Annotated in this window: 29 protein-coding genes; 16 read left to right on the top strand and 13 right to left on the bottom strand. The window is 70.1% G+C overall.

Annotation, left to right across the window (positions count from 1 at the left end; all coding sequences use genetic code 11):
• The first annotated feature begins 62 nt into the window (after positions 1-62).
• The 8 genes from NTM_RS03185 to NTM_RS03150 all read left to right on the top strand — a co-directional run bounded on the left by NTM_RS03185 (position 63) and on the right by NTM_RS03150 (position 8,600).
• Positions 63-1,499, top strand: coding sequence for a cytosine permease (locus NTM_RS03185; RefSeq protein ID WP_163765438.1), 1,437 nt, complete (start codon positions 63-65; stop codon positions 1,497-1,499).
• Positions 1,500-1,576: 77 nt separating this feature from the next.
• The gene (gene hemL / locus NTM_RS03180) at positions 1,577-2,878 is read left to right on the top strand and encodes a glutamate-1-semialdehyde 2,1-aminomutase (protein WP_163765437.1); all 1,302 of its coding nucleotides are present in this window, start codon (positions 1,577-1,579) and stop codon (positions 2,876-2,878) included.
• Positions 2,875-3,483, top strand: a complete 609-nt coding sequence (locus NTM_RS03175; protein ID WP_163765436.1) for a histidine phosphatase family protein — start codon at positions 2,875-2,877, stop codon at positions 3,481-3,483. The genes hemL and NTM_RS03175 overlap by 4 nt, the downstream gene beginning before the upstream one ends.
• On the top strand, positions 3,480-4,082 hold the full coding sequence (locus tag NTM_RS03170; protein ID WP_104861886.1) for a TlpA disulfide reductase family protein: 603 nt from the start codon (positions 3,480-3,482) through the stop codon (positions 4,080-4,082). Before NTM_RS03175 ends, NTM_RS03170 begins: the two co-directional genes overlap by 4 nt.
• The gene (locus NTM_RS03165; RefSeq protein WP_179963872.1) at positions 4,079-4,864 is read left to right on the top strand and encodes a cytochrome c biogenesis CcdA family protein; all 786 of its coding nucleotides are present in this window, start codon (positions 4,079-4,081) and stop codon (positions 4,862-4,864) included. The genes NTM_RS03170 and NTM_RS03165 overlap by 4 nt, the downstream gene beginning before the upstream one ends.
• Positions 4,864-6,507, top strand: coding sequence for a cytochrome c biogenesis protein ResB (resB, locus tag NTM_RS03160; protein ID WP_163765435.1), 1,644 nt, complete (start codon positions 4,864-4,866; stop codon positions 6,505-6,507). Before NTM_RS03165 ends, resB begins: the two co-directional genes overlap by 1 nt.
• Positions 6,504-7,469, top strand: coding sequence for a c-type cytochrome biogenesis protein CcsB (ccsB, locus tag NTM_RS03155; protein ID WP_163765434.1), 966 nt, complete (start codon positions 6,504-6,506; stop codon positions 7,467-7,469). The genes resB and ccsB overlap by 4 nt, the downstream gene beginning before the upstream one ends.
• Positions 7,470-7,547: 78 nt before the next feature.
• A complete protein-coding gene (locus NTM_RS03150; RefSeq protein WP_163769358.1) occupies positions 7,548-8,600 on the top strand; it encodes a MinD/ParA family ATP-binding protein in 1,053 nt (350 codons plus the stop codon).
• A 24-nt stretch (positions 8,601-8,624) separates the two neighbouring features.
• Here the strand turns inward: NTM_RS03150 and NTM_RS03145 are convergent, their stop codons facing one another.
• Positions 8,625-8,789 (bottom strand): hypothetical protein, encoded by a 165-nt coding sequence (locus NTM_RS03145; RefSeq protein ID WP_104861890.1) that lies wholly within the window; start codon positions 8,787-8,789, stop codon positions 8,625-8,627.
• Positions 8,790-8,837: 48 nt separating this feature from the next.
• Between NTM_RS03145 and NTM_RS03140 the strand changes: the two genes are divergently transcribed.
• Entirely contained in the window at positions 8,838-9,179 is a 342-nt protein-coding gene (locus NTM_RS03140) for a DUF4229 domain-containing protein (protein ID WP_083144872.1), read from the top strand.
• Positions 9,180-9,241: 62 nt separating this feature from the next.
• Positions 9,242-9,655, top strand: a complete 414-nt coding sequence (locus NTM_RS03135) for an ester cyclase (RefSeq protein ID WP_083144871.1) — start codon at positions 9,242-9,244, stop codon at positions 9,653-9,655.
• Here the strand turns inward: NTM_RS03135 and NTM_RS03130 are convergent.
• The 6 genes from NTM_RS03130 to NTM_RS03105 are packed head-to-tail and all read right to left on the bottom strand — an operon-like array spanning position 9,652 to position 14,569.
• Entirely contained in the window at positions 9,652-10,362 is a 711-nt protein-coding gene (locus NTM_RS03130) for a hypothetical protein (RefSeq protein ID WP_163765433.1), read from the bottom strand. The genes NTM_RS03135 and NTM_RS03130 overlap by 4 nt on opposite strands.
• Positions 10,363-10,384: 22 nt before the next feature.
• A complete protein-coding gene (locus NTM_RS03125) occupies positions 10,385-11,290 on the bottom strand; it encodes a vWA domain-containing protein (RefSeq protein ID WP_083144869.1) in 906 nt (301 codons plus the stop codon).
• On the bottom strand, positions 11,287-12,243 hold the full coding sequence (locus NTM_RS03120) for a hypothetical protein (RefSeq protein ID WP_163765432.1): 957 nt from the start codon (positions 12,241-12,243) through the stop codon (positions 11,287-11,289). The genes NTM_RS03125 and NTM_RS03120 overlap by 4 nt, the downstream gene beginning before the upstream one ends.
• Positions 12,234-12,707, bottom strand: coding sequence for a hypothetical protein (locus tag NTM_RS03115; protein ID WP_083144867.1), 474 nt, complete (start codon positions 12,705-12,707; stop codon positions 12,234-12,236). The genes NTM_RS03120 and NTM_RS03115 overlap by 10 nt, the downstream gene beginning before the upstream one ends.
• Positions 12,697-13,557 carry a DUF58 domain-containing protein gene (locus NTM_RS03110; protein WP_163765431.1) on the bottom strand — a complete coding sequence of 287 codons (861 nt, stop codon included), beginning with the start codon at positions 13,555-13,557 and terminating at the stop codon, positions 12,697-12,699. The genes NTM_RS03115 and NTM_RS03110 overlap by 11 nt, the downstream gene beginning before the upstream one ends.
• Positions 13,558-13,567: 10 nt before the next feature.
• Entirely contained in the window at positions 13,568-14,569 is a 1,002-nt protein-coding gene (locus tag NTM_RS03105) for an AAA family ATPase (RefSeq protein WP_163765430.1), read from the bottom strand.
• Between the two features lie 125 nt (positions 14,570-14,694).
• Between NTM_RS03105 and NTM_RS03100 the strand changes: the two genes are divergently transcribed.
• Both NTM_RS03100 and NTM_RS03095 read left to right on the top strand, forming a co-directional pair.
• Complete coding sequence (locus NTM_RS03100) at positions 14,695-14,904, top strand: helix-turn-helix domain-containing protein (RefSeq protein WP_163765429.1); 210 nt, start codon at positions 14,695-14,697, stop codon at positions 14,902-14,904.
• A 2-nt stretch (positions 14,905-14,906) separates the two neighbouring features.
• Positions 14,907-15,461, top strand: coding sequence for a Clp protease N-terminal domain-containing protein (locus NTM_RS03095; protein ID WP_083144863.1), 555 nt, complete (start codon positions 14,907-14,909; stop codon positions 15,459-15,461).
• 10 nt (positions 15,462-15,471) lie between these two features.
• On the opposite strand, the gene NTM_RS03090 is transcribed toward NTM_RS03095, so the two are convergent.
• On the bottom strand, positions 15,472-16,341 hold the full coding sequence (locus NTM_RS03090; RefSeq protein ID WP_163765428.1) for a 1,4-dihydroxy-2-naphthoate polyprenyltransferase: 870 nt from the start codon (positions 16,339-16,341) through the stop codon (positions 15,472-15,474).
• A gap of 42 nt (positions 16,342-16,383) precedes the next feature.
• On the opposite strand from NTM_RS03090, the gene NTM_RS03085 reads away from it, so the two are divergent.
• From NTM_RS03085 to NTM_RS03075, 3 genes are read left to right on the top strand one after another with little or no spacing between them, the layout of a single operon-like run.
• On the top strand, positions 16,384-16,596 hold the full coding sequence (locus NTM_RS03085) for a hypothetical protein (protein WP_083144861.1): 213 nt from the start codon (positions 16,384-16,386) through the stop codon (positions 16,594-16,596).
• 3 nt (positions 16,597-16,599) lie between these two features.
• Entirely contained in the window at positions 16,600-17,376 is a 777-nt protein-coding gene (locus tag NTM_RS03080) for an S-methyl-5'-thioadenosine phosphorylase (protein WP_163765427.1), read from the top strand.
• A gap of 51 nt (positions 17,377-17,427) precedes the next feature.
• Entirely contained in the window at positions 17,428-18,558 is a 1,131-nt protein-coding gene (locus NTM_RS03075) for an NAD(P)H-dependent flavin oxidoreductase (RefSeq protein ID WP_163765426.1), read from the top strand.
• 98 nt (positions 18,559-18,656) lie between these two features.
• Here the strand turns inward: NTM_RS03075 and NTM_RS03070 are convergent, their stop codons facing one another.
• The 5 genes from NTM_RS03070 to NTM_RS03050 all read right to left on the bottom strand — a co-directional run bounded on the left by NTM_RS03070 (position 18,657) and on the right by NTM_RS03050 (position 22,575).
• Positions 18,657-19,679, bottom strand: a complete 1,023-nt coding sequence (locus tag NTM_RS03070; RefSeq protein ID WP_104861902.1) for a sensor histidine kinase — start codon at positions 19,677-19,679, stop codon at positions 18,657-18,659.
• Positions 19,666-20,373 (bottom strand): response regulator transcription factor, encoded by a 708-nt coding sequence (locus NTM_RS03065; RefSeq protein WP_179963871.1) that lies wholly within the window; start codon positions 20,371-20,373, stop codon positions 19,666-19,668. The genes NTM_RS03070 and NTM_RS03065 overlap by 14 nt, the downstream gene beginning before the upstream one ends.
• Positions 20,374-20,439: 66 nt before the next feature.
• Positions 20,440-21,054, bottom strand: a complete 615-nt coding sequence (locus NTM_RS03060) for a pyridoxamine 5'-phosphate oxidase family protein (RefSeq protein WP_163765425.1) — start codon at positions 21,052-21,054, stop codon at positions 20,440-20,442.
• A 43-nt stretch (positions 21,055-21,097) separates the two neighbouring features.
• A complete protein-coding gene (gene menE / locus NTM_RS03055) occupies positions 21,098-22,201 on the bottom strand; it encodes an o-succinylbenzoate--CoA ligase (protein ID WP_163769357.1) in 1,104 nt (367 codons plus the stop codon).
• Positions 22,202-22,251: 50 nt separating this feature from the next.
• A complete protein-coding gene (locus NTM_RS03050; RefSeq protein ID WP_104861905.1) occupies positions 22,252-22,575 on the bottom strand; it encodes a DUF3349 domain-containing protein in 324 nt (107 codons plus the stop codon).
• A gap of 226 nt (positions 22,576-22,801) precedes the next feature.
• On the opposite strand from NTM_RS03050, the gene NTM_RS03045 reads away from it, so the two are divergent.
• Positions 22,802-24,073 carry an inorganic phosphate transporter gene (locus tag NTM_RS03045; RefSeq protein ID WP_163765424.1) on the top strand — a complete coding sequence of 424 codons (1,272 nt, stop codon included), beginning with the start codon at positions 22,802-22,804 and terminating at the stop codon, positions 24,071-24,073.
• Positions 24,074-24,086: the final 13 nt, after the last annotated feature.

The raw sequence follows: 24,086 nt of genomic DNA, 5'->3' as shown, positions 1-24,086 counted from the left end.
ACGAGACTTGCCGCAGCGCAGCGTCGCGCGACACGTCCGTCCCGTGAACCAGAAAGTCGCCGATGACCTCAGTCGACACCGCGCCTGCCCCGGATCGCCCGCACGGCGCCCACGATCTGGAAGCCGAACTGTCGGTCATCCCCGAGTCGGCCAAGACCACCGACCTGTACGGCCAGTTCTGGATCTGGGCGGGCGCCAACATCGCGCCGATCAACTGGATCCTCGGCGCGCTCGGCGTCTCGATGGGGCTGGGGCTGTTCGAGACGATCGCGGTGCTCGTCGTCGGCAATCTGATCGGCATGTCGCTGTTCGGATTGTTCGTGGTGATCGGCCAGCAGACCGGGGTCACCGGAATGGTGTTGGCGCGCATGGTCTTCGGACGCCGCGGTGCCTACGTGCCCGCCGCGGTGCAGGCGCTGGTGTGTATCGGCTGGTGCGCGGTGAACACCTGGATCGTGCTCGACCTGGTGATGGCGCTGCTCGGCCGCATCGGGCTGGTCGACCCGGAGCTGAGCAACCACGGCGCCCGGATCCTGGTCGCGGGCATCATCATGACCGCGCAGGTGGTGATCGCGTGGTTCGGCTACCGGGTGATCTCGGCGTTCGAGCGCTGGACCGTGCCGCCGACGGTCGCCGTGCTGGTCGCGATGACGGCCGTGGCGTGGTTCGGTCTGGACGTCGACTGGGGCTACGCGGGCGACGCGACGCTCACCGGCGCCGAGCACTTCACCGCGATCACCGCGGTGATGACCGCGATCGGCATCGGCTGGGGCATCACCTGGCTGGGCTACGCGGGGGACTACTCGCGGTTCGTCTCGACCAGCGTCCCGGCCCGCAAGCTGTTCTTCGCCAGCGCGCTCGGCCAGTTCATCCCGGTCATCTGGCTCGGCGCGCTCGGCGCCACCCTGGCCACGCTGAGCGCCTCGTCGGATCCCGGCGAGATCATCGTCGACGCATACGGGGTGCTGGCCATCCCGGTGCTGCTTCTGGTCGTACACGGCCCGCTGGCCACCAACATCCTGAACCTCTACACCTGCGCGGTGTCCACTCAGGCGCTCGACATCCGGGTCAACCGCCGGGTGCTCAACGTCATCATCGGTGTGGTCGCGATGGCGTGCGTGGTGTATTTCGTGCTGAACGGCGACTTCGCCCACACCATCGACGCCTGGCTTGTCGGCATCGTCGGCTGGCTGTCGCCGTGGGCCGCGGTGATGCTCGTGCACTGGTTCGGCGTGGCTCGCCGCCAGGTCGACGCCGCGACGCTGCTGACCCCGCCCGACGAATCGCCCCTGCCCGCGGTGCGCCCGAGCGCGCTGATCGCGCTGGCCGTCGGCATCTTCTGCACCTGGCTGTTCATGTACGGCATGGTGCCGGTGATGCAGGGCCCGATCGCGGTCGCGCTCGGCGGGGTGGACCTGTCCTGGCTGGCCGGCGGCCTGGTCGCCGGCGGTCTGTACGCGGCGCTGGAGATCCCGAAGGCCCGCCGCGCCGCAGCGTAGTGGCGTACATCACCGCCGCAGGCGCCCACTACACCCTGTAGTTGGACGATCGCGTCCCGGCTGGGAGACTGGTCGGCATGAGCAGTACCGACCTGTCCGCGAAGCTGTTCGCCGACGCGTCCTCCGTCATCCCGGGCGGGGTGAACTCCCCGGTGCGTGCGTTCAACTCGGTGGGCGGCACGCCGCGGTTCATCACCTCGGCGAAGGGCTACTGGCTGACCGACGCCGACGGCAATCGCTACGTCGACCTGGTGTGTTCGTGGGGCCCGATGATCCTGGGTCACGCGCACCCCGCCGTCGTCGAGGCGGTGCAGCGGGTGGTCGCCGACGGGCTGTCCTTCGGGGCGCCGACGCCGTCGGAGTCGGAACTGGCCCGCGAGATCGTCGACCGGGTCGCCCCGGTCGAGCGCGTCCGGCTGGTGAACTCCGGTACCGAGGCCACGATGAGCGCGATCCGGCTCGCCCGCGGCTTCACCGGCCGCGCCAAGATCGTCAAGTTCTCCGGCTGCTACCACGGGCACAGCGACGCGCTGCTGGCCGACGCCGGCTCCGGGGTGGCGACGCTGGGTCTGCCCTCGTCCCCGGGGGTCACGGGCGCGGCCGCAGCGGACACCATCGTGCTGCCGTACAACAACGTCGCCGCGGTCGAGGAGATCTTCGACCGGTTCGGCGCCGAGATCGCGTGCGTCATCACCGAGGCCAGCCCGGGCAACATGGGCACGGTGCCGCCGCTGCCCGGCTTCAACGCCGAGTTGCGCCGCATCACCGCCGCCCACGGCGCGCTGCTGATCATCGACGAGGTGATGACGGGATTCCGGGTGAGCCGGTCGGGCTGGTACGGCGTCGATCCCGTCGACGCCGACCTGTTCACGTTCGGCAAGGTGATGAGCGGCGGCCTGCCCGCCGCCGCATTCGGCGGCACCGCCGAGGTGATGGGCAAGCTCGCGCCGCTCGGCCCGGTGTATCAGGCGGGCACACTGTCGGGTAACCCGGTCGCGATGGCCGCCGGGCTGGCGACGCTGCGCGCCGCCGACGCCGACGCGTACGCACGGCTGGACGCCAACGCCGACCGGCTGGCCGGATTGATCGGTGACGCGCTGACCGAAGCCGGTGTGGCGCATCAGATTCCGCGGGCCGGCAACATGTTCAGCGTCTTCTTCGGGGGTGAGCCCGTCACCGACTTCGCGTCGGCGAAGGCCACCGAGACGTGGCGTTTCCCGGCGTTCTTCCACACGCTGCTCGACGCCGGCGTGTACCCGCCACCGAGTGCGTACGAGACCTGGTTCGTGTCAACGGCTCTGGACGACGACGCGTTCGACCGGATCGCCGCGGCCCTGCCGGGTGCGGCCCGTGCCGCCGCGGAGGCCCGCGCCGAATGACAACCAAGACGGTGGTGCACGTGATGCGCCACGGTGAGGTGCACAACCCGGAGAAGATCCTGTACGGCCGGTTGCCCGACTACCACCTGTCCGAGCGGGGCCGGGCGCAGGCCGCGCGGGTCGCCGAATGGCTGGCGTCCCGTGACGTCAGCTACGTCGTGGCCTCACCGCTGGAGCGCGCCCAGGAGACCGCCGCGCCGATCGCGGCCGCGCACGGGCTAGCCGTCAGCACCGACCCCGAGCTGATCGAGTCGGAGAACATCTTTGAGGGACAACGGGTTTCGCCCGGCGACGGCGCGTTACGCGACCCCCGCAACTGGTGGCACCTGCGCAACCCGCGCACCCCGTCGTGGGGGGAGCCCTACAGCCGGATCGCGGAGCGGATGAAGCGCGCGGTGTATCGGGCGCGGGAGGCCGGCGAAGGGCACGAAGCGGTGTGTGTCAGCCACCAGTTGCCGGTGGAGACGCTGCGGCGGGCGATGACCGACCGGCCGCTTCACCACTTCCCGACCCGGCGGATGTGCAACCTCGCGTCGGTCACGTCCTTCTATTTCCACGACGGGGACTGTGTCGGCTGGGGATATTCGGAGTTGGCCGGGCAGTGAACCGTGTGGTGGCGCTGATGCGCACGCTGTTCGCGGCGTGCGCGGCCACCGCTGTGCTCGCCGGGTGTTCGACCGGTAGCGACGCCGTCGCCCAGGGCGGCACCTTCGAGTTCGTCGCCCCCGGCGGCCAGACCGACATCTTCTACGACCCACCGGCCGACCGCGGCACCCCGGGCCCGCTGTCGGGACCGGACCTGATGGACACCGACAAGACCATCTCCCTCGAGGACTTCGCCGGCGACGTGGTCGTGATCAACGTGTGGGGGCAGTGGTGCGGGCCGTGCCGCACCGAGATCACCCAACTACAGCAGGTGTACGAGGCCACCCGGGACAAGGGTGTGGCGTTCCTCGGAATCGACGTGCGGGACAACAACATCGACGCCCCTCGCGATTTCATCACCGACCGCGGCATCACGTTCCCGTCGATCTACGACCCGCCGATGCGCACCATGATCGCGTTCGGCGGCCGCTATCCGACCACGGTGATCCCGTCTACGGTAGTGCTCGACCGCCAGCACCGGGTCGCGGCGGTATTCCTGCGTGAACTGCTCGCCGAGGATCTGCAACCGATCGTCGAACGACTGGCGGCCGAACAGTGAACCTCGACCAGATCGACCAGCTGACCACCAGCGGCCCGCTGCTGCTGGCGATGGGCCTGGCCGCGCTGGCCGGTCTGGTGTCGTTCGCGTCGCCGTGCGTGGTGCCGCTGGTGCCCGGCTATCTGTCGTATCTGGCCGCGGTCGTCGGCGTCGACGAGAGCCCGACGGCGGCGGGCGCGGTCGCGCTCAAGGGTGCCCGGCTGCGCGTCGCGGGCGCCGCCGCGCTGTTCGTCGCCGGCTTCACGGTGGTGTTCCTGCTCGGCACCGTCGCGGTGCTCGGTATGACGACCGCGCTGATCACCAATCAGCTTCTGCTGCAACGCATCGGCGGGGTCGTCACGATCCTGATGGGCCTGGTGTTCATCGGGCTGGTGCCGGTGCTGCAGCGCGACACCCGGTTCACCCCGCGCCAGATCTCCACCCTCGGCGGGGCGCCGCTGCTCGGCGCGGTGTTCGCGCTCGGCTGGACACCGTGCCTGGGCCCGACGCTGACCGGCGTGATCGCGGTCGCGTCGGCCACCGAGGGCAGCAACGTGGCCCGCGGGGTCGTGCTCGTCATCGCCTACTGCCTCGGCCTCGGTCTCCCGTTCGTGCTGCTGGCGTTCGGCTCGGCGCGCGCGGTCGCCGGGCTGGGCTGGCTGCGCCGCAACACCCGCACCATCCAGGTGATCGGCGGCGTGCTGATGATCCTCGTCGGCGCCGCGCTGGTGACCGGGTTGTGGAACGACTTCGTGTCGTGGGTGCGCGATGCGTTCGTCAGTGACGTCAGGCTCCCGATCTGATGGCCACCTCTCCTCCGCGAGCAGACACAAACTCGCGCAACACGCCGCCGACACGCCCGATTTCGCGTCTGCTCGCGCTGATCCGCAACACCTGGCGGACCCTGACGTCGATGGGCACCGCGCTGGTGCTGCTGTTCCTGCTGGCGCTGGCCGCGACCCCCGGGGCCCTGTTGCCGCAGCGCAGCCTCAACGAGTCCAAGGTCGCCGAGTACATCGCCGAACACCCGACGCTCGGCCCGTGGCTGGACCGGGTGCAGGCCTTCGACGTGTTCTCCAGCTTCTGGTTCACCGCGATCTACGTGCTGCTGTTCATCTCGCTGGTGGGCTGTCTGACCCCGCGGCTGTTCGAGCACGTCCGCAGCCTGCGCGCGACCCCCGTCGCCGCACCGCGCAACCTCGGCCGGCTGCCCAAACACCACGTCGCCGAGGTGCCCGGTGATGTCGCGTCCGCCGCGGCGGCCGTCGACGCGCAGCTGCGCGGCTGGCGGCGCACCACCCGCACGGACGGCGAGACGACCGAGATCTCGGCGGAGAAGGGCTATCTGCGCGAGTTCGGCAACATCGTGTTCCACTTCTCGCTGCTCGGGCTGCTGGTCGCGATCGCCGCGGGCAAGCTGTTCAGCTACGAGGGCAACGTCATCGTGATCGCCAACGGCGGACCGGGCTTCTGCACCGCGTCTCCTGCCGCGTTCGACTCGTTCCGCGCGGGCAACACCGTCGACGGGACCTCGCTGTACCCGATGTGTATCCGCGTCGACGACTTCACCGCCACCTATCTGGAGAACGGGCAGGCCGTCGGGTTCGAGTCCAACATCGACTACCAGGCCGGCGACGACCTGACCACCGGCACCTGGCGGCCGTACTTGCTGAAGGTCAACGAGCCGCTGCGCGTCGGCGGTGACCGGGTGTACCTGCAGGGGCACGGTTATGCCCCGACGTTCACGGTGACCTTCCCCGACGGGCAGACCCGCGCCCAGACCTTGCAGTGGCGGCCCGAGGACCAGATCACGTTCCTGTCGTCGGGCGCGATGCGGTTCGACCCGCCGGCAGGCAGCTATCCCGACGCCGACGAGCGCCGCAAGAACCAGATCGCGATCCAAGGACTGTTCGCGCCGACCGCACAGCTCGACGGCACGCTCCTGTCGTCCCGCTTCCCGGAGATGCAAGACCCGGCGGTCGCGGTCGACATCTACAAGGGCGACACCGGGCTGGACACCGGCCGCCCGCAGTCGGTGTTCTCGTTGGACGAGCGGATGATCGGGCAGGGCCGGCTGACCAAGATGGCCCGGGTGAACCTGAAGGCGGGGGAGGACACCCGGCTGGAGGACGGCACCGTGGTGCGCTTCGACGGCGCGGCCCCGTTCGTGAATCTGCAGGTCAGCCATGATCCGGCGCAGATCTGGGTGCTGGTGTTCGCGATGACGATGATGGGCGGGCTGATCGTGTCGCTGATCGTGCGGCGCCGTCGCGTCTGGGTGCGGCTGACGCCCGGACCGGCGGGTACGGTGAACGTCGAGCTGGGCGGCCTGGCCCGTACCGACAACTCCGGATGGGGCGATGAGTTCGAGCGCCTGACGGGACGGCTCCTCGAAGCGGTCGAGTCGGGCCCGGCGCGGCACGAGAAGAAAGCAGATCTGTCATGAACACGACCATCGACCTCGATCTCGCCCGCTACTCCGACTGGGCGTTCACGTCGTCGGTGCTGGTGCTCGTCGCGGCGCTGCTGCTGTTGGCCGTCGAACTCGCCTACAGCCGCAGCCGCAAGGCCGAGCACCGCGAACTGGTCACCGCCGGCGTCTCCGGAGACAGCTCCGCGCCGGGCGTGGTCGTCGACACCCCGCGCCGCTCCGTCGACGAACGGCTCGGTGCGGCGGGCATGTCGCTCACGTATGTCGGCATCGCGCTGCTGCTGGCGTGCATCGTGCTGCGCGGGCTGTCCACCTCACGGGTGCCGTGGGGCAACATGTACGAGTTCATCAACCTGACCTGCTTCTGCGGACTGGTGGCCGCGGCGTGGGTGCTGCGGAAGCCGCAGTACCGCTCGCTGTGGGTCTTCGTCCTGGTGCCGGTGCTGGTGCTGCTGACGGTGTCGGGCAAGTGGCTGTACTCGCATGCCGCCCCGGTGATGCCGGCGCTGCAGTCCTACTGGCTGCCGATCCACGTGTCGGTGGTCAGCCTCGGTTCGGGGGTGTTCCTGGTGGCCGGCGTGGCCAGCATCCTGTTCCTGGTCAAGATGTCGCGACTCAGTGAGCGTGACGACGCGGTCGGGCGGCTGGTCGCCAAACTTCCCGACGGCCAGGTGCTGGACCGGATCGCCTACCGCACAACGATCTTCGCGTTCCCGATATTCGGCTTCGGCGTGATCTTCGGCGCCATCTGGGCCGAGGAGGCGTGGGGACGCTACTGGGGCTGGGATCCCAAGGAGACGGTGTCGTTCATCGCGTGGGTGGTGTACGCGGCGTACCTGCACGCACGCTCGACGGCGGGCTGGCGGGATCGCAAGGCCGCGTGGATCAACATCGTCGGGTTCGTCGCGATGGTGTTCAACCTGTTCTTCATCAACTTGGTGACGGTGGGCCTGCACTCGTATGCCGGCGTCGGCTGAGTAAAGAACAGAAGTGAGGGGACTGACGGATTGGCTGAGGTAGCGAGCTTCCGGGCGCAACAACGGTTCACCGACCCGATGGCGCCGGTGCCCGCCGAATGGACGGCGCCGACGCCGCCCGAGGGCAACGCCCCGCTGACCGTCACCCCGGTTCCGGACCCGGTACCAGGCGCCGAACTCGTGCCGTACCTGGATCCGTCCACTGTCGCACTACTGTCCACCGCCACCCAGGGTCCCTCGGCCGGGTGGCGCAAATGGGTGTACCGGGCCTCCGGCCGGCTGATCAATCCCGGCGAGAGCCCGAAGGTGATCCGGCACAACAGCCTCGTCGCCCAGGTGCAGCAGCCGCTGCGCGAGTGCTACCGCATCGCGATGCTGTCGCAGAAGGGCGGGGTCGGGAAGACGACGATCACCGCGACGCTGGGCGCGACGTTCGCCGGCCACCGCGGTGACCGGGTGATCGCGGTCGATGCCAACCCCGACCGCGGCACGTTGAACCAGAAGGTGCCGCTGGAGACACCGGCCACCGTGCGTCACCTGCTCCGCGACGCCGAGGGCATCGCGGCCTACAGCGATGTCCGCCAGTACACGTCCCAGGGGCCGAGCCGACTCGAGGTGCTGGCCTCCGAGAGCGACCCCGCGGTGTCAGAGGCGTTCTCCGCCGAGGACTACACGCGCGCGGTGGAGATCCTGGAGCGGTTCTACGGTGTGGTGCTCACCGACTGCGGCACCGGGATGCTGCACTCGGCGATGTCGGCGGTGCTCGAGAAGGCCGACGTACTGCTGGTGGTCAGCTCCGGGTCGGTGGACGGGGCACGCAGCGCCGCGGCGACGCTGGACTGGCTCGACGCGCACGGCCACGAGGACATGGTGCGCAACTCGATCGCTGTGCTCAACGGTGTGCGACGGGGTAAGCGCAGCACCAGGGTGGATCTGGACAAGGTCGTGGACCATTTCGCGCGGCGCTGCCGAGCGGTCTGCGAGGTGCCGTTCGACCCGCATCTGGAGGAGGGTGCGGAGATCAGCCTGGACCGGTTGCGCGCGGACACGCGGGAGTCATTGTTGGAACTGGCTGCCGTGGTGGCCGACGGATTTCCGGGGGCGCGTCGCCAGTCCGACCCGACTGCGTGAGTCGGGTCTTGCGGCTACCTCGCGTCAGGGCCTGGGCTGGTCGTCGCGCGGGTTGATCCGACGAAGGAACTCCGGATCGTCATCAGGACCGATGGTCCGGGTGCGCGGCCGGTTCGCATTCATCTGGATCACCCGCCACCCGGCGTACACCAGGGCGGCCAAGACAAGAATCAGGAGCAAATACGCCACTCAAAACCTCCTTCGTCCAATATACGCGCCGGCGCTAGGCTCAGATCCGTGTCCGACGACCCGCGATCTGGATCCCGTTTGTTCCTCGATGTGTTGGCCTACATCGCCGCGAGATTGGCGCTGGTGGCCGTGATGACCGGTGTCATCCTCGGCGTAGGGCACCTGATCGGCATCCGTGACTTCCCGGTCGTGGTGGCGCTGCTGTTCGCGATCGTCATCGCGCTGCCACTGGGCATCTGGCTGTTCGCTCCGCTGCGCCGACGCGCGTCCGCGAGCATCGCGGTGATCGACGAGCGGCGCCGCCGTGACCGCGAGCAACTGCAGGCACGGTTGCGCGGGGACGCTGAGAGGCCGCGCCGCGACGGCGGTCCTGACTCCCCGGGTGCTTGAACGCCCAGGTACTTTTCGTTTTCCGGATAATAGCGGAAGTGTGTTCTGGGTAACACTCAAAAATGACTAAGCAGCAGGTCATCTCCCGTCCGCGCGGGTTGATCAACCATCGAAGTACCGGTAGCTCACCGAACTCCGGAGCCCATCGGCTCTATAAACGGTGGATCACCGAGCTGTGGGCGGGCAGGCGCGTCGCCGGTGAACTCGTGGCACCGGACTTCGTCGGGCACTGGCCCACCCGCGACGTGCGCGGGCCCGATGGCCTGCAGGCCGAGGTCGACCGGATGCACCTGGCGTTGAAGGAGCTGGCCTTCGTACTCGAGGTCGGCCCCGTCGTCGACGGGGACATGATCGCGGCCCGCTGGATCGCCACGGGGGCCGGCGAGGGCGGCCCGGTCCGCTACACCGGTAACGATCTGCTGAGGGTCGCCGACGGCAAGATCGTCGAGTACTGGTCGGGCGCGACGCGCTCCTAACCCCCCGCGTCGCGCAGGATCGTGCGCAACGCCTCCAACGGGTCACCGCCCGGATCGAGGCGACGTGCGTCCGGCGGGCCGGTCGGTGCGGGTCCCGACACCGGTGGGGAAGCTGGTGCCGGAGCGGCCGCCAGCGGCAGGGACGGTGGTGCGAGGGGTGCCACCGTCCCCAGCGCGCTGATCTTCGCCCGGACCCGGTCGGCGGCGTCGTTCCGGACTGTCCGCCGCTGCGGGTCGGGGTCGTCGTTGCCGGCGAAGCATCCTGACGGGGCATCGGTGATCACGGCCAGGGCACTCTCGTAGCGCTGGTGCGCGACGTCGAGGCGCGCCTCCCAGGCGTCGATGTCGGCGCGCCGCTCCCGCACCAGCTCGAGATCGACGCGCACCGCGCAGGATTCGTCGAGGGCGGTGCGACCGAGCACGTCGGTGAACCGGGCGTCGGCGACGTCGAGGCGGTCCTGGAGTACCGCGAGCCCGCCGGCGGCCAGATCGGCGTTCGTCGGCTCGACGACATTGAAGATCTGCAGCAGCGACACATCGTCGGCGAGGGCGCCGGCCTCACCGGTCTCGAAATGGCGTTGTGCCGCCCCGCCGACGACCACCACCGAGATCAGCTTCACCGCCAGCAGCACCACCGCGAGCGCGGGCAGCGTCGAGAACACCAGAAGCCGGCGCCGCAACCGCAACCGGGCCGGTGGCCGTGTCATGGCAGCACCTCCGGTGGCCGTGTCATGTGAGCACCTCCCGCCGGGTGGCCCGGGCGCGGCGCAGATCCCGTGTGGTCAGGAAGATCTCGGCCAGCAGCAGCAGTGCGGCCACCATCGTCAGCGCCCAGTAGTACTCGAGGCGCCGGGCCGCCGGCGCGGTCACCTGCGCGAAAGTGTCTTCCCCGGATGCCGCGGCGGGCAGATCCGCACCGGCGCCACGGGAGACGTAGGGCACGCCGAGCTGGCCGGCGATCTCGCGCAGCCTGTCCTCGCCGGGGCCGCGGCCGTAACCGAGCACCGCGCCGCCGTCTACCGGCGGGGTGTCGAACACGCCTTGCGGCAGCGTCGACCCGGCTGCACCGGATCCCAGGTAGTACACCAGGTTCGGGGCGTGCGGATACTGCTGGCCCGCCGAGATGAGCTGGTAGCGCAGTGTGTTGGCGGCCGCCCCGGCATTGACCTCGGCGGCGTCGCCGCCCGGGTACGGGTTGAGGGATTCCACGAGGGGAAGCAGGCTCCAGGCGTCCGCCGACAGCGGCCAGTCGACTGAGGGCCGCGACGCGAACCCGATGACGGCGAACCGCGCGCCGGGGTGCTCGTCGACCAACCGGGCGATGTCGTCGCGCATCACCGACATCCGTTGCGCGCCTCCGTAATCATCGATTGCGGAGTCGGCGGACCGGTCGACGACGAAATAGACGTTGGCGCCGTCCTGGGGCCGCTGGCCGGATTCGGTGGCCGCCGGCCCGGACACGGGGCGCGCCGCGGCGAGCAGGATCAGCGTCAGCGCGCCGGTGGTGACCGTCCAGCGGATCAGCGATGGACGCCCCGCCTTGGCCGCACCCGGCAACGCCGCAGCGCGCAGGATGAGCACCGCCGCCGCGGCGACGGCGAGCACGACGGCGGGCAGTACCGGCTCGAACGTCATCGCCGCACCGCCAGCATCCCGACCCCGAGTAGTGCGGAAAGAGCCAGCGCGACAACCAGTTCCGGTCCCGGGGCGTCGATGCGGGCGTCGACGTTCTCGCGCTGTTCGGCCGATCGGGCGCGGATCGCGTCGAGCTCACCGCCGAGGCCGTCCGGTTCGAACCGGAAGAACTCACCGCCGGTCGCGTCCACGGCTGCGCTCAGCGCGCCGGTGTCACGACCAGGGGTGGCGATCGCGTTGATCACCACCCCGGCCTGCCTGGCCATGTCGGCGACGGCGGCGTCGGTGTAGAGCGACGGGCCGGTGTCGTCCGGGTCGCGCAGCGCACCGGGACCCAGATAGATCAGTGTGCGGTGGGTGTCGCCCGGGGTCTCGAAGCCGGGGAAGCCGGTCAGGCACAGCGCCAGCACGTCGGCGACCGTCGGCGTGTAGTCGGCGTACTCCACCCCGGCGGTGAAAGGGGGTGCGGTCGGGGCGTTTCGGGCGAACTCCGCGAGCCGGCCCGCGGCGAACTGGTAGTCCCGGGTCATCGGGATCAGCCGCCGGTTCGGTGAGGTCAGCGCGATCCGCTCGGTACCGTACGCGGTCGCCTGCCGGGCGAAATAGCCGAGGAACTCCGAGACCGGCGGTGCGTCGGCGGGCTCGCCGACGCACAACATGATGTCCTCACGCTGCGCGGCCGCTCCCGCGTCGCGCTGGGTCGTGGTCGGGCGGGCGCTGGTGACCGCGGCGACCGCGCACAGTGCGATCAGCAGCGCCAGTGCCGCCACGGCGGCGCGGGTCTGGCGGCGGATGACGGCGCGATATTCGGGCAGCCGGGTCAGACGTGCGGTATTGGCCAACGGAAGCTGGCGGTCCTGGCGGCCACCGGCCGGCAGCAGCATCGCCAGCGCGACCGCGAGCACCACGGCACCGAGGCCGGCGGCCGCGACGGCCCACCACCTCAGGTCCACGAGCGGATCAGCTCTTCGGTCGCCTCTCCGAGCCGGCCGACGTCCACCGTGGAGGTCCGGTCGAACTGTGCGCTGCCCAGCGCCTCCAGAATCGGTGCGGCAGCAGCGAGTTCACCGGCAGCGATGGCGCGCACCTGCAGGTACTGGGCGCGGGTTCCGGTGGCCTGGTACAGAAAGCTGCGCAGGGTCGCGCTGATCGCGGCCCCGGCCTGCTCGGCACTCAGCTCCCCGGCGCGGTGCCGCTGCGTCAGCGTCCTGACCGTCGCGGCGAACCGGTTCCGCAGCACTCGGGCATGTGCGCGCTCGACCCCGGGCAGCCGGCGTAGCTGCTGTGACGGCATGGTCGCGACGAACACCAGTGCATACCAGGCGATCACGAGGATCAGCAGCGCGATCCCGAACCAGAGCCAGATCGGCGAATAGCCGGGTGGGCCGCTGACGAACTCCAGCAGGTCATCCGGCACGAGACCACACCCTGGTCATCTCGCCGACGGCCCGGCGGACCCCGGCGGAACCGGAGACCGTCGCATGGGGGATACCGCGGCGCGCGAGCATCTCGGTCAGTCGCGCGAGGCGCCGCTGTTCGGCACGCTGATAGGCCGCCACCACGCGGGGGTCGGTAGCCGCGGAGCCGAGCACCGGTCGCCCGGTGGCGACGTCGTACCCGCCGTCGGAGACCCCGGCGGCCGGATGGTCGGCGACCATCGCCCACATCACGTCGTGGCGGGCTGTCAACCGCGCCAGCGCCTCGTCGAGGCGGTTGTCGGCCTCGGGTTCGTCGGACACCACCACGATCACCAGGGGATGCCGGTAATGCGTTGCGACATAGGTCAACTGGCACAGGATGTCGCTGCTGCCGTGCCGGCCGACGTGGCCGTGATAGCCGGTCAGCATGCTCTCGATGTGGTTCTCGCCACGGCTCTGCCGGACCCGCAGGCTGCCCCGCGCATCCCCGTACACCATGCCGATCTGATCGGCGCGTCCCAGCGTGATCAGGCCGATGGCGCCCAAGATATGCAGTGCCACATCGCATTTGCGTTCACGTTCGGGTGTCACAGCCAGCATGTTGCGGCCGGCGTCGGCGACCAGCAGCACCTTGTGGTGTTTCTCGGAGACGAAGCGTTTGATCAGCACGCTTGCCGAGCGTGCCGAGGCCTTCCAGTCGATGTCGCGGACGTCGTCGCCGGGGACGTAGGGCCGCAGCTCGTCGAATTCCAAAGTGCGGGTGTGCAGCAGCGCGTGACGGCCGCCGTCGAGCATCCCGCGGGTGTCGGTGCCGAAGTGCGCTCTGGCCCGGTTCAGGTGCGTGCCCACGGTGCCGCCGTCAGGGAACCCGCACGGCCTGCAGCACGGCGTCGATCACCCGGGTGGGGGTGACGCCGGCACTGGCGGCCTCGAAACCGAGGATCAGCCGGTGCTGCAGGACCCGGTGCGCGAGGTCGGCGATGTCGCTGGGCAGGACGTGGTTGCGGCCGGACAGCACCGCCAGCGCACGCGCGGCGGTGCACAGCGCGATGGTGGCGCGCGGGCTGGCGCCGTACTCGATCATCCGGGCCAGCTGGCCCGGCAGATGATTGCCCGGGTCGCGGGTCACGGCGACCAGGCGGCTGGCGTAGAGCATCAGGTCGCGGCTGATGTACACCTCGCGGGTGATCTGCTGCAGACGGCGGATGTCGTCGAGGCTCGCGACGGGCCGGGTGGTCCGCTCCTTGTCGTAGAGGCCGGCGTCGCGGCGGGCCATCACCTCGACCTCCTGTTCGGGCGACGGGTAGCGGACGATCTCCTTGAGCTGGAAGCGGTCGGTCTGGGCCTCCGACAGCGCGTAGGTGCCCTCCTGGTCGACGGGATTCTGGGTGGCGATCACCAGGAACGGTTCGGGGATCGGGTACACGGTGCCGGCGATCGTGGTCTGGCGTTCCTCCATCGCCTCGAGCATCGCGCTCTGGGTCTTGGCGCTGGAACGGTTGATCTCGTCGAGCAGCACGACGTTGGCGTGCACCGGGCCGAGCTGGGTCACGAACGACGCGGTTGCGGCGTCGTAGACCTGCGTGCCGATGATGTCGCTGGGCAGCAGGTCGGGCGTGCACTGGATGCGGCGGAACTCCCCGTCGATCGATTCGGCGATCACGCGTGCCGCGGTGGTCTTGGCCAGCCCTGGCACGCTTTCCAGCAGGATGTGTCCGCCGGTCAGCAAACCGATCAGCAGTGTCTCGCGCAGGTGTTCCTGACCCACCACCTTCGCCGAGAACGCGTCGGACAACGCCGCGACCACCCGCTGCGCTTCACGGGTGTCGTCGGACTCGCGGGGCATCGGGGCTGCGGTCATCCCGCAGCAAGTACCACGCGAATCCGGCGCGCAAACCGACGCCGGGCGTGGCGGAATCCACCCGATTCGGAAAGTTGCTGTCAACTTTGGTTGACAGGTGCCCGTCGCGGACCTACCGTGGCGACATGGCCGGCCTCGACTCCCTCGACGCGCTGAGCAGCACGGATCCCGCGCTGGGACTGCGCTCGGTGCGGGCCCTGCAGCGGCTCCACGAGCGGATGGAAGCGCTGCACGTCGCCAGGGCGCGCGAACAGGGCTGGACGTGGCAGGCGATCGCCGACGAGCTCGGCGTCAGCAGGCAGGCCGTGCACAAGAAGTACAACCGCAGGAGTTGACCATGTTCGAACGCTTCAGCAGAAACGCCCGCGCGGCCGTCGTCCTCGCGCAGCAGACCGCGTGGGAACTCGGTGATGAGCGGATCGGTCCCGAGCACCTGCTGGTCGCGGTGGTGCAGAGCGCGGGGCGAGATCTGTCGGCGACGCTGGCGGACTTCGGGGTCACCCTCGAAGAAATCCGGCACCGGATCGCCGACGGTCGGGGCGATCCGTTCGACGAGGACGCCGACGCGTTGCGTCCGCTCGGCATCGATCTGTCCGCGGTGCGGCGCAACGTCGACCGCGACTTCGGCCCCGGGGCCTTCGACGAGGCGCTGCGGCCGGGCGGCGGCGGGAGGCGGCGCCGGCGCATTCCGTTCTCGACGGCCTCGAAGAAGACCCTCGAGCTGGCGCTGCGGGAAGCGGTGCGGCACAAGCAGAACTGGCTCGGCTGCGAGCACATCCTGCTGGGCCTGCTGCGTGGCGGCGACACCGAGGCGACGGCCCTGCTGGCCGAGTACGTCGACCCCGCCGAACTGCGCCGGCGCGTCGACGCGTTGCTCGACGCCGCGGCGTGACGCGCGCTCGTCAGCCGACGAACAGCGGCGCGCTCACCGCGACCGCCCACACCAGCATCGTCAGGCCGGTGTCCCGCAGAACCGGGATCAGGTCCTTGCCCCCGGCCCCGGCACGCACCGGTTTCGCGGCCCGCACCGCGAGCGGCAGCACGACGAGACCCACCGCGCACCACGGCGTCGCGGTGACCAGCGCCAGCGTGAGCAGGAACGGCAGCGCCACGAGCGCCTGGAACAGCACCCGTGTCTTCGGGTCGCCGAGACGCACCGCGAGGGTGATCTTGCCCGACTCGGCGTCGGTCGGGATGTCGCGCAGGTTGTTGGCGACCAGCACCGCCGACGACAGGGCTCCGATCGCGACGGCCAGCGTCACCCCGACCCAGTCCACCCGCAGCGCCTGGGTGTACTGCGTGCCGAGCACCGCGACCAGGCCGAAGAACACGAACACCGCGACCTCGCCGAGTCCCAGATACCCGTAGGGTTTCTTGCCGCCGGTGTAGAGCCACGCCCCGGCGATGCACACCGCCCCGACCGCGATCAGCCACGGCGCCGACCGCCAGGCCAGCACCAGGCCCGCCACGGCGCCGACGGTCAGGCTCACGATCGCCGCGGTCAGCACCGATTTCGGCGACGCCAACTTGGACCCGACCAGCCGCAGCGGCCCTGAGCGCACATCGTCGGTGCCGCGGATGCCGTCGGAGTAGTCGTTGGCGAAATTCACGCCGATGATCAGCGCGACGGCGACCAGGAGCGCGAGCACCGCCTTCGGCCACGACACCGCGTCCAGCCAGGCGGCGGCACCGGTTCCGGCGATGACGGGTGCGACGGCGTTGGGCAGCGTCCGCGGACGCGCACCCTCGACCCACTGGGCGAAACTGGCCACGACGGTCAGTCTTGCAGGTGCCGACCGTGGCAGACTGAGCGCATGGACGACCGGCTGAGCAAGTCCGAGATCGGCAAGGACGCGGTGCAGGAGATCGTCGCCGCCGGCGCATCGGCGGTCGGCGAGGTGACCTCGATCATCACCACCGCGGTCAGGGACGTCGCGAACGCGATCGGCGGATTCGCCACCGACGTGTTCGAGATCCGTGACGGCGCCCGCCGCGCGTCGCAGCAGCTCGGCGACGACGACGCGTAGCCGGTGTTAGGCGTCATCGGGGGCAGCGGGTTCTATTCGTTCTTCGGGCCCGACGCCTCGTCGGTCGCCGTCGACACCCCCTACGGCGCGCCGAGCGCGGCGATCACGATCGGTACCGTCGGCGGCCACGAAGTCGCTTTCCTTCCCAGACACGGTGTCGCACACGAGTTCTCGCCGCACACCGTGCCGTACCGGGCGAACATGTGGGCGTTGCGCTCGCTGGGGGTGCGCCGCATCTTCGCCCCGTGCGCGGTCGGCAGCCTCGACCCTGCCCTCGGCCCCGGGGCAGTCGTCGTGCCCGATCAGCTCGTCGACCGCACGTCGGGCCGCGCCGACACCTATTTCGATTCCGGGGGCATCCACGTCAGCTTCGCCGACCCGTATTGCCCCACGCTGCGCGCCGCGGTGACCGGGCGCCCCGGGGTGGTCGACGGCGGGGCGATGGTGGTCATCCAGGGGCCGCGGTTCTCGACGCGTGCCGAAAGCCAGTGGTTCGCCGCGCAGGGGTTCCGGCTGGTCAACATGACCGGCTACCCGGAGTCGGTCCTCGCCCGCGAGCTTGAGATGTGTTATGCCGCAGTAGCTCTGGTGACTGACGTGGACGCAGGCGTGGAGGCGGGCCAGGGCGTGCGGGCGGTGGACATCTTCGCCGAGTTCCAACGCAACCTGGTGCCGTTCAAGGAGCTGGTCCAGGACGCGCTGGAGAGCGTCGGCGCCGAACGCGAGTGCACGCACTGTCTGGCCCACGAGGGCGTCGAGCTGCCGTTCGACCTGCCCTGAGGCGCCACCCCGCACTACCTTATTGACACCCGTCAAGTCATACTGTGCACCATGACGTCCACAGCGCTGTGTGAACAGTTCGGCATCGACTTCCCGCTCTTCGCGTTCAGCCACTGCCGCGACGTGGTGGCCGCGGTGACCAACGCCGGCGGGTTCGGCGTACTCGGGGCCACCGCCTACTCACCCGAGCAGCTCGACCAGGAGCTGGCCTGGATCGACGAGGCCGTCGCGGGCAAGCCCTACGGCGTCGACCTGATCGTGCCCGCCAAGTTCGAGGGCAAGGGCGAGAAGCTGTCCAGCACCGACCTGGCCTCGCGTATCCCGCAGGAATACAAGACCCTTGTCGACGACCTGCTGCGCGCCCATGACATCGAGCCGGAGCCCGAGCGGCGTCTCGGCAAGCCGATGCTGTCCGGCAACACCGGCCGCGAGCTGCTCGACGTGGCGCTGACGCACCCGGTGAAGCTGATTGCCAACGCCCTCGGTGTGCCGCCGGACTACATGATCGAGGCGGGCAAGGAACGCGGCATCCCGGTGGCCGCGCTGGTCGGCGCCAAGGAGCACGCGGTCAAGCAGGCCGCCGCCGGCGTGGATCTGATCGTTGCTCAGGGCACCGAGGCCGGCGGGCACTGCGGTGAGGTCAGCACGCTGGTCGTGGTACCCGAGGTGCTCGACGCTCTCGCCGACATCGGCAGCACCACCCCGGTGCTGGCCGCGGGCGGCATCGTGACCGGGCGCCAGATGGCGGGCATGGTCGCGATCGGCGCGGCGGGCGCGTGGACGGGTTCGGTGTGGCTGACCACCGAGGAGGCCGAGACCGCACCGCACACCGTCGCGAAGATGCTGGCCGCGTCGTCGCGCGACACCGTGCGCTCGGCCGGGCGTACCGGCAAGCCGTCGCGGCAGCTGCGCTCGGAGTGGACCGACGCGTGGCTGCCCGCCAAGGATGGCAGGCAGCCGCTTCCGCTTCCGCTGCAGTCGATGCTGTGCGAGCCGGTGATCCGCCGCATCGACGTGCTGGCCTCGCAGGGCCACGAAGGTGCGCAGGCGCTCGCGACGTACTTCGTCGGACAGGGCGTCGGGCTGATGAACAAGGTCAAGCCGGCCCGCGAGGTGGTGCGCGAGTTCATCGAGGACTACCTGGCCGCCGCCGAACGCCTCAGCAACTCGCTTCCCGGCTGACTCGCCGCGAAATATCATTCCGGGCTGCGACCAGGCCCGAAAGTGGGACCCGGAATGATATTTCGCGGGTGGGGGAGGTCTCGCGAGACGGCGGCGGCTCAGTCGGCCAGCGGGAGCCGCACTTCGAAGCGCGCGCCGGTCGGCAGGTTGTGCGCCGACACCGTGCCGCGGTGCGCGTGCACCAGCCCGGCCGCGATCGCCAGGCCCAGCCCGGATCCGCTCGGCAACGACGAATCCTTGCGCGGCACACGGGAGTTCGATCCGCGGTAGGCGACGTCGAACACCCGCGGCAGGTCGGCCTCGTCGATACCGACACCGGTGTCGTCGACGCGGGCCCACGCGCTGTTCTCGTCGGCGCCGAGGCCGAGCGTGACGCTGCCGCCGGACGGGGTGTGCGCGATCGCATTCGCCACCAGATTCGACAGCACCCGAACCAGCGCGCGGTCGCTGCCGATCACCCGCACGGGTTGCTCCGGCAGGTTCGCCGTCAGCCGCACCCCGGCGCGTTCGGCGGTGATGCGGTGCGTGGCGAGTACGTCGTCGACGACCTCGTCGAGCGCGACCTTGTCGAACATCGGAGTCAGCGCACCGGCGTTGATCTTCGACATCTCGAACAGGTCGTCGACCATCTCGGAGAGCCGGATCGATTCGTTCTCAATGTGTTTGGCGTATACCTGGACCTCGTCGTCGGGCACGACGCCGTCGGCGATGGCCTCCGACAGCGCGCGGATCCCGGCGAGCGGGGTGCGCAGGTCGTGGCTGACGAACGCGACCAGACGGCGACGCGACTGTTCGGCGGCGTGTTCGGAGTCGCGGATCTCGGCTTCCCACACCGTGCGTCGCGCCTGATAGCGGCCGAGCATCACCGCCGCCGGGATCGTCACGATGGACACCACCAGCAGCACCACCGCGGTCCGCTCGAACGTCTGCGTGATCATGAACCCGCTCGCGCCGACCACACCGGCGAGGGTGGCCAGCACCGGGATCAGCACCAGCGCGACCATGCTCGCCGCCAGTGACCATGTCCGCGCCAGCCGGACCACCGCGGCGCCGAGCAGCACCACCGGCACCGAGCAGGTCAGCGCCCATCCGGCGATCTCCCAGAAGTCAGTCGTCTGCATCCGGCCGCCCTGTGGGCGGCTCCTCGGCCGCCCACATGTAGCCGCGGCCCCATACGGTCTGCACCCGGTGCCTGTCGCCGAGCTTCGCGCGCAGGCGCTTGACGTGCACCGTCACCGTGGACAGGTCGCCGAAGTCCCAGTGCCACACCTGTTTGAGCAGATCCTCCCGGGTGAAGACGGCGCCGGGATGGGTCAGGAAGAACAGCAACAGGTCGAATTCACGGTTGGTCAGGCTCACAGGTTTTCCGGCGACGGTCACGGTGCGCGACGCGGTCGCGACGGTCAGGTCGCCGGCGGTGATGTCCATCGCCTGCGCGCCGGCACGCACGGGTGCGCGCCGCAGCACCGATTGGACCCGCAGCGCCAGCTCGCGCGGGCTGAACGGTTTGGTCAGGTAGTCGTCGGCGCCGGCCTCCAGGCCCGCGATGCGGTCGTCCTCCTCGCCGAGCGCGGTCAGCAGGATCACCGGCATCGCGTAGCTGCCGTTCTGGCGCAGCCGCCGGCACAACGACAGCCCGTCCGGGCCGGGCATCATCACGTCGAGCACCGCGACGTCGATGCGTTGCGAGCTGAGCAGCCGCAGCGCCTCGTTTCCGTCGTGGGCGGTGGACACCTCGAGGCCGTCCCGCTCGAGGTAGCGGCGGACGACATCGCGGACGACATCGTCGTCGTCGGCGATCAGCACTCGGGTCACCACACCGAGGTTAGCGCGGCCCGTCCACTACCAGGGGCGACGTCAGGATTTCGTCACCGCCGAGCCTCAGTACAGCACTTTGCGCATGTTGTCCTCGTCGAGCCGGCGGCGCATCTCGTCGAGGTCGGCGTCGGCGAACATGGCCTTGGCCAGCTGCGCCGCGCTCGGCAGCGCGCCCGGGTCCCAGCTCTGCGGATCCCACGCATCGCAGCGCAGGAACGCCTTGGCGCAGTGGAAGAAGACCTCCTCGACGGCGATCTCCAGCGCCAGGATCGGGCGGCGGCCCTGGACCACCATCGAGTCGAAGTAGTCGGCGTCGGCCATGATGCGGCCGGTGCCGTTGACCCGCAGGGTGTCGCCGCGGCCGGGGATCACGAACAGGGTCCCGACGCCAGGGCGCTCCAGCACGTTGAGGTAGCCGTCGACGCGTTTGTTGCCCGGCCGTTCCGGGATCGCGATCGTCGTGTCGTCGATGACGTGCACGAACCCCGGCGGGTCGCCCTTCGGGGAGACGTCGACGCGGCCCGCGGCGTCGGTGGTCGCGACGAACGCCAGCGGGCAGTGCGCCAGCCAGTCCCGCATGATCGGCAGCAGTCGGTCGCCGACCTTGTTCGCGACGGCCTCGTGCGGATGCCCGACGATCGCACGCAGTTCGTCGACGGTGCTCACTTGACGGCTCATGGTGTCCATCATGCGGGTCGGCCGCCCGCCGGAGGGCGCTTCGTCAGTTCGCAGCGCCGAACCGGCGCACCAGCGCGCGGCGGTCGATCTTGCCGATGCCGCGGCGGGGCAGCTCGTCGAGGACATGCAGTTGCCGCGGCGCCGCCGTCGACGGCAGGGTCTCGCCGACGTGAGAACGCAACTGCGCCAACGTCACCGACTCACCGGGGACCGGGACGACGGCGACGACCACCCGCTGGCCCAGCCGTTCGTCGGCGACCCCGAACGCCGCGCACTCGGCGACGGCGGGATGGGTCGCCAGCGCGGCCTCGACCATCCCGGGCAGCACGGTCAAGCCGCCGGTACTGATCGCGTCGTCGGCGCGGCCCAACACCCGCAGCGTGCCGTCGACCAGCGCCCCGATGTCGTCGGTGCGGAACCAGCCCGGCTCGGCGAACGGGTCCGGCGTGACGGGGTTGCGGTACCCGGCCGCGACGGTGGGCCCACCCAGCCGGATCCGGCCGCCGGTCGGTCCGTCGTCGTCGATCCTGACCTCGACGCCGCGCAGTGGCACGCCGTCGTACACGCAACCGCCCGCCGTCTCGCTCATCCCGTACGTCCGGATCACCGAAATTCCTGCCGCCGAGGCCTTTTCGCCGACGCCGGCGGGCATCGGGCCGCCACCGATGAGCACCGCGTCCAGCGCCGCGAGCGCGGCGGTGGCCGCCGGGTCGCGCAGCGCCTTGTCCAGTTGCACCGCGACCAGCGACGCGTACCGGCGCCCGGATCCCATCTGCTCGACCGCGGTCGCGAGCTCGGCCGGATCGAACGAGGCCGCGACGGCCACCGGCCGGGTGCCCGCCAGCGCGCTGCGCACCAGCACCTGAAAACCCGCGACGTGATAGGCGGGCAGCGCGAGCAGCCAGCGTCCCGGCCCGCCGAGGCGCTGGTGGGTCGCGTCCGCACTGGCCACCAGCGCCGAGACGGTCAGCAGCGCGCCTTTCGGCGTGCCTGTGGTGCCCGACGTCGACAGCACCGCGCCGACCGCGTCGTCGATCTCCTCGCCGACACGCAACGCCGTCGCCAGCGCGGCACTGCGCCGGGCGTCGTCGGCGGGCACCGGCAGCACCGCGGCGCGGCCGCCGAGTACGTCCTCGACGGCGGGCAGCTGGGTCAGCGCGGCGGCGCCGGAGCCGAATCCGACCGCCCGCAGAACGGCTATCGGCCCTCCTCCGCGTCGTCGCGGGGATCGTCGAGCGGCCAGCCCTGCGCGGCCAGCCGGACGCGGACGCGTTCGACGTCGTCGGGGGTGGGCAGGTTGTCGGTGACCTGGGTGATCAGTACGCCGATGTCGACGCGGTCGAACTCGGCGGTGCCGTGGATCTCCGCGCGGGTGAGCAACTCCACGGCGACCGCTTTGACCTCGTCGTCGCTGAGGCGGCGACGCAGCAACGCCAGCAGCGGCACGCGGTCGGGACCCGGCACACCCTCGGGGTATCCGGCCACGATCCACGCCACGATCCTGGCGACAAAATTGGTCACGAGTTCACTTCCGACACAGCCCTGGAATACGGTCTCAGGCCTTCCGATAGTAGACGCGAAGGCTGTCGAGGACGGGGCGAGAATCGGGGCCGGAGAACGCCGGCACCACAGAAGATGAACAGTAGATGAACAGCTGTCCGTGGCCAGGAGAAACCGCACGTCGCGGCCTCGACGCACCTCGGTGAAAATTCGTTAAAACTCCCGGCCAGGCAGCAGAATCAAACCCATGAGCGCAGAGCTGATCATCTTGGTGCTGTTGATTGCCACCGCGCTGGCATTCGACTTCACCAACGGCTTTCACGACACCGGGAACGCGATGGCCACGTCCATCGCGACCGGCGCGCTGAAGCCGAAGACGGCGGTGCTGCTCGCGGGTGTCCTGAACCTGATCGGTGCGTTCCTGTCCGTCGAGGTCGCGATCACGGTGACCACCTCGGTGCTCAACATCCAGGATGTCGGGACCGGTCAACTGCTTCCGTCGATCGACGCGTCGACCGGATTGACGATCATCTTCGCCGGCCTCATCGGCGGCATCCTGTGGAACCTGCTCACCTGGCTGTTCGGCATCCCGTCCAGCTCGTCGCACGCGTTGTTCGGCGGCCTGATCGGTGCCGGGCTCGCCGCGATCGGTCTCGGCGGCGTCAACTGGGCCGGGGTGAGCCAGAAGGTGCTGATCCCGGCCGTCGCCGCACCGCTGATCGCGTGCCTGGTCGCCGGCTGCGGCACCTGGCTGGTCTACAGGATCACGCGCAACGTCAGCAAGAAGCAGCGCGAGGCGGGTTTCCGCTGGGGCCAGATCGCGAGCGCATCGCTGGTCGCGCTGTCGCACGGCACCAACGACGCGCAGAAGACGATGGGCGTCATCGCGCTCGCGCTGATCACCACCGGCAACCTCGGCGGAGACGTCAAGGAGCAGGGTCTCCCGTTCTGGATCATCGCGTCCTGCGCGCTGGCCATCGGGCTCGGCACCTACCTGGGCGGCTGGCGGGTGATCCGCACGCTCGGTAAGGGTCTGGTCGAGATCGAGTCCCCGCAGGGGCTGGCCGCCGAGGCGTCGTCGGCCGCGATCATCCTGAGCTCCTCGGCCGCGGGTATGGCGCTGTCGACCACCCACGTCGCGACGGGTTCGATCCTCGGCAGCGGTGTCGGCAAGCCCGGCGCCGAGGTCCGCTGGGCCGTCGCCGGCCGGATGGCCGTCGCGTGGCTCATCACCCTGCCCGCCGCAGGCATCGTCGGCGCGCTGTCGTTCTGGCTGTCGCACGGCGTGAAGTCGCTGACCGGATCCGATCTGATCGGTGACGGCGTGATCTTCGCGCTGCTGTGCGGCCTGTCGTTCTACATGTGGTGGCGCGCCCAGCATCAGAAGGTCGACCACAGCAACGTCAACGCCGACTGGGACGACTCGACCAACTCGGTGATCCCCGCCGAACTGCGCGCCCCGGCCGCCCAGGACGCCGAGGCCGCACCGGAACCCAAGTCCGCCCCGACGACGGTCTGACCGGACAGCACAG

It is taken from the genome of Mycolicibacterium parafortuitum, from assembly GCF_010725485.1.
Lineage (GTDB): Bacteria > Actinomycetota > Actinomycetes > Mycobacteriales > Mycobacteriaceae > Mycobacterium.
This window is presented reverse-complemented; position numbering and strand designations above follow the sequence as displayed.

Bases quoted from the DNA above. Each gene is read 5' to 3' on its own strand.
- NTM_RS03185 (WP_163765438.1), top strand. From the start codon at position 63: ATGACCTCAGTCGACACCGCGCCTGCCCCGGATCGCCCGCACGGCGCC.
- hemL (WP_163765437.1), top strand. From the start codon at position 1,577: ATGAGCAGTACCGACCTGTCCGCGAAGCTGTTCGCCGACGCGTCCTCC.
- NTM_RS03175 (WP_163765436.1), top strand. From the start codon at position 2,875: ATGACAACCAAGACGGTGGTGCACGTGATGCGCCACGGTGAGGTGCAC.
- resB (WP_163765435.1), top strand. From the start codon at position 4,864: ATGGCCACCTCTCCTCCGCGAGCAGACACAAACTCGCGCAACACGCCG.
- ccsB (WP_163765434.1), top strand. From the start codon at position 6,504: ATGAACACGACCATCGACCTCGATCTCGCCCGCTACTCCGACTGGGCG.
- NTM_RS03150 (WP_163769358.1), top strand. From the start codon at position 7,548: ATGGCGCCGGTGCCCGCCGAATGGACGGCGCCGACGCCGCCCGAGGGC.
- NTM_RS03135 (WP_083144871.1), top strand. From the start codon at position 9,242: ATGACTAAGCAGCAGGTCATCTCCCGTCCGCGCGGGTTGATCAACCAT.
- NTM_RS03130 (WP_163765433.1), bottom strand. From the start codon at position 10,362: ATGACACGGCCACCGGCCCGGTTGCGGTTGCGGCGCCGGCTTCTGGTG.
- NTM_RS03125 (WP_083144869.1), bottom strand. From the start codon at position 11,290: ATGACGTTCGAGCCGGTACTGCCCGCCGTCGTGCTCGCCGTCGCCGCG.
- NTM_RS03105 (WP_163765430.1), bottom strand. From the start codon at position 14,569: ATGACCGCAGCCCCGATGCCCCGCGAGTCCGACGACACCCGTGAAGCG.
- NTM_RS03100 (WP_163765429.1), top strand. From the start codon at position 14,695: ATGGCCGGCCTCGACTCCCTCGACGCGCTGAGCAGCACGGATCCCGCG.
- NTM_RS03095 (WP_083144863.1), top strand. From the start codon at position 14,907: ATGTTCGAACGCTTCAGCAGAAACGCCCGCGCGGCCGTCGTCCTCGCG.
- NTM_RS03085 (WP_083144861.1), top strand. From the start codon at position 16,384: ATGGACGACCGGCTGAGCAAGTCCGAGATCGGCAAGGACGCGGTGCAG.
- NTM_RS03075 (WP_163765426.1), top strand. From the start codon at position 17,428: ATGACGTCCACAGCGCTGTGTGAACAGTTCGGCATCGACTTCCCGCTC.
- NTM_RS03070 (WP_104861902.1), bottom strand. From the start codon at position 19,679: ATGCAGACGACTGACTTCTGGGAGATCGCCGGATGGGCGCTGACCTGC.
- NTM_RS03060 (WP_163765425.1), bottom strand. From the start codon at position 21,054: ATGAGCCGTCAAGTGAGCACCGTCGACGAACTGCGTGCGATCGTCGGG.
- NTM_RS03045 (WP_163765424.1), top strand. From the start codon at position 22,802: ATGAGCGCAGAGCTGATCATCTTGGTGCTGTTGATTGCCACCGCGCTG.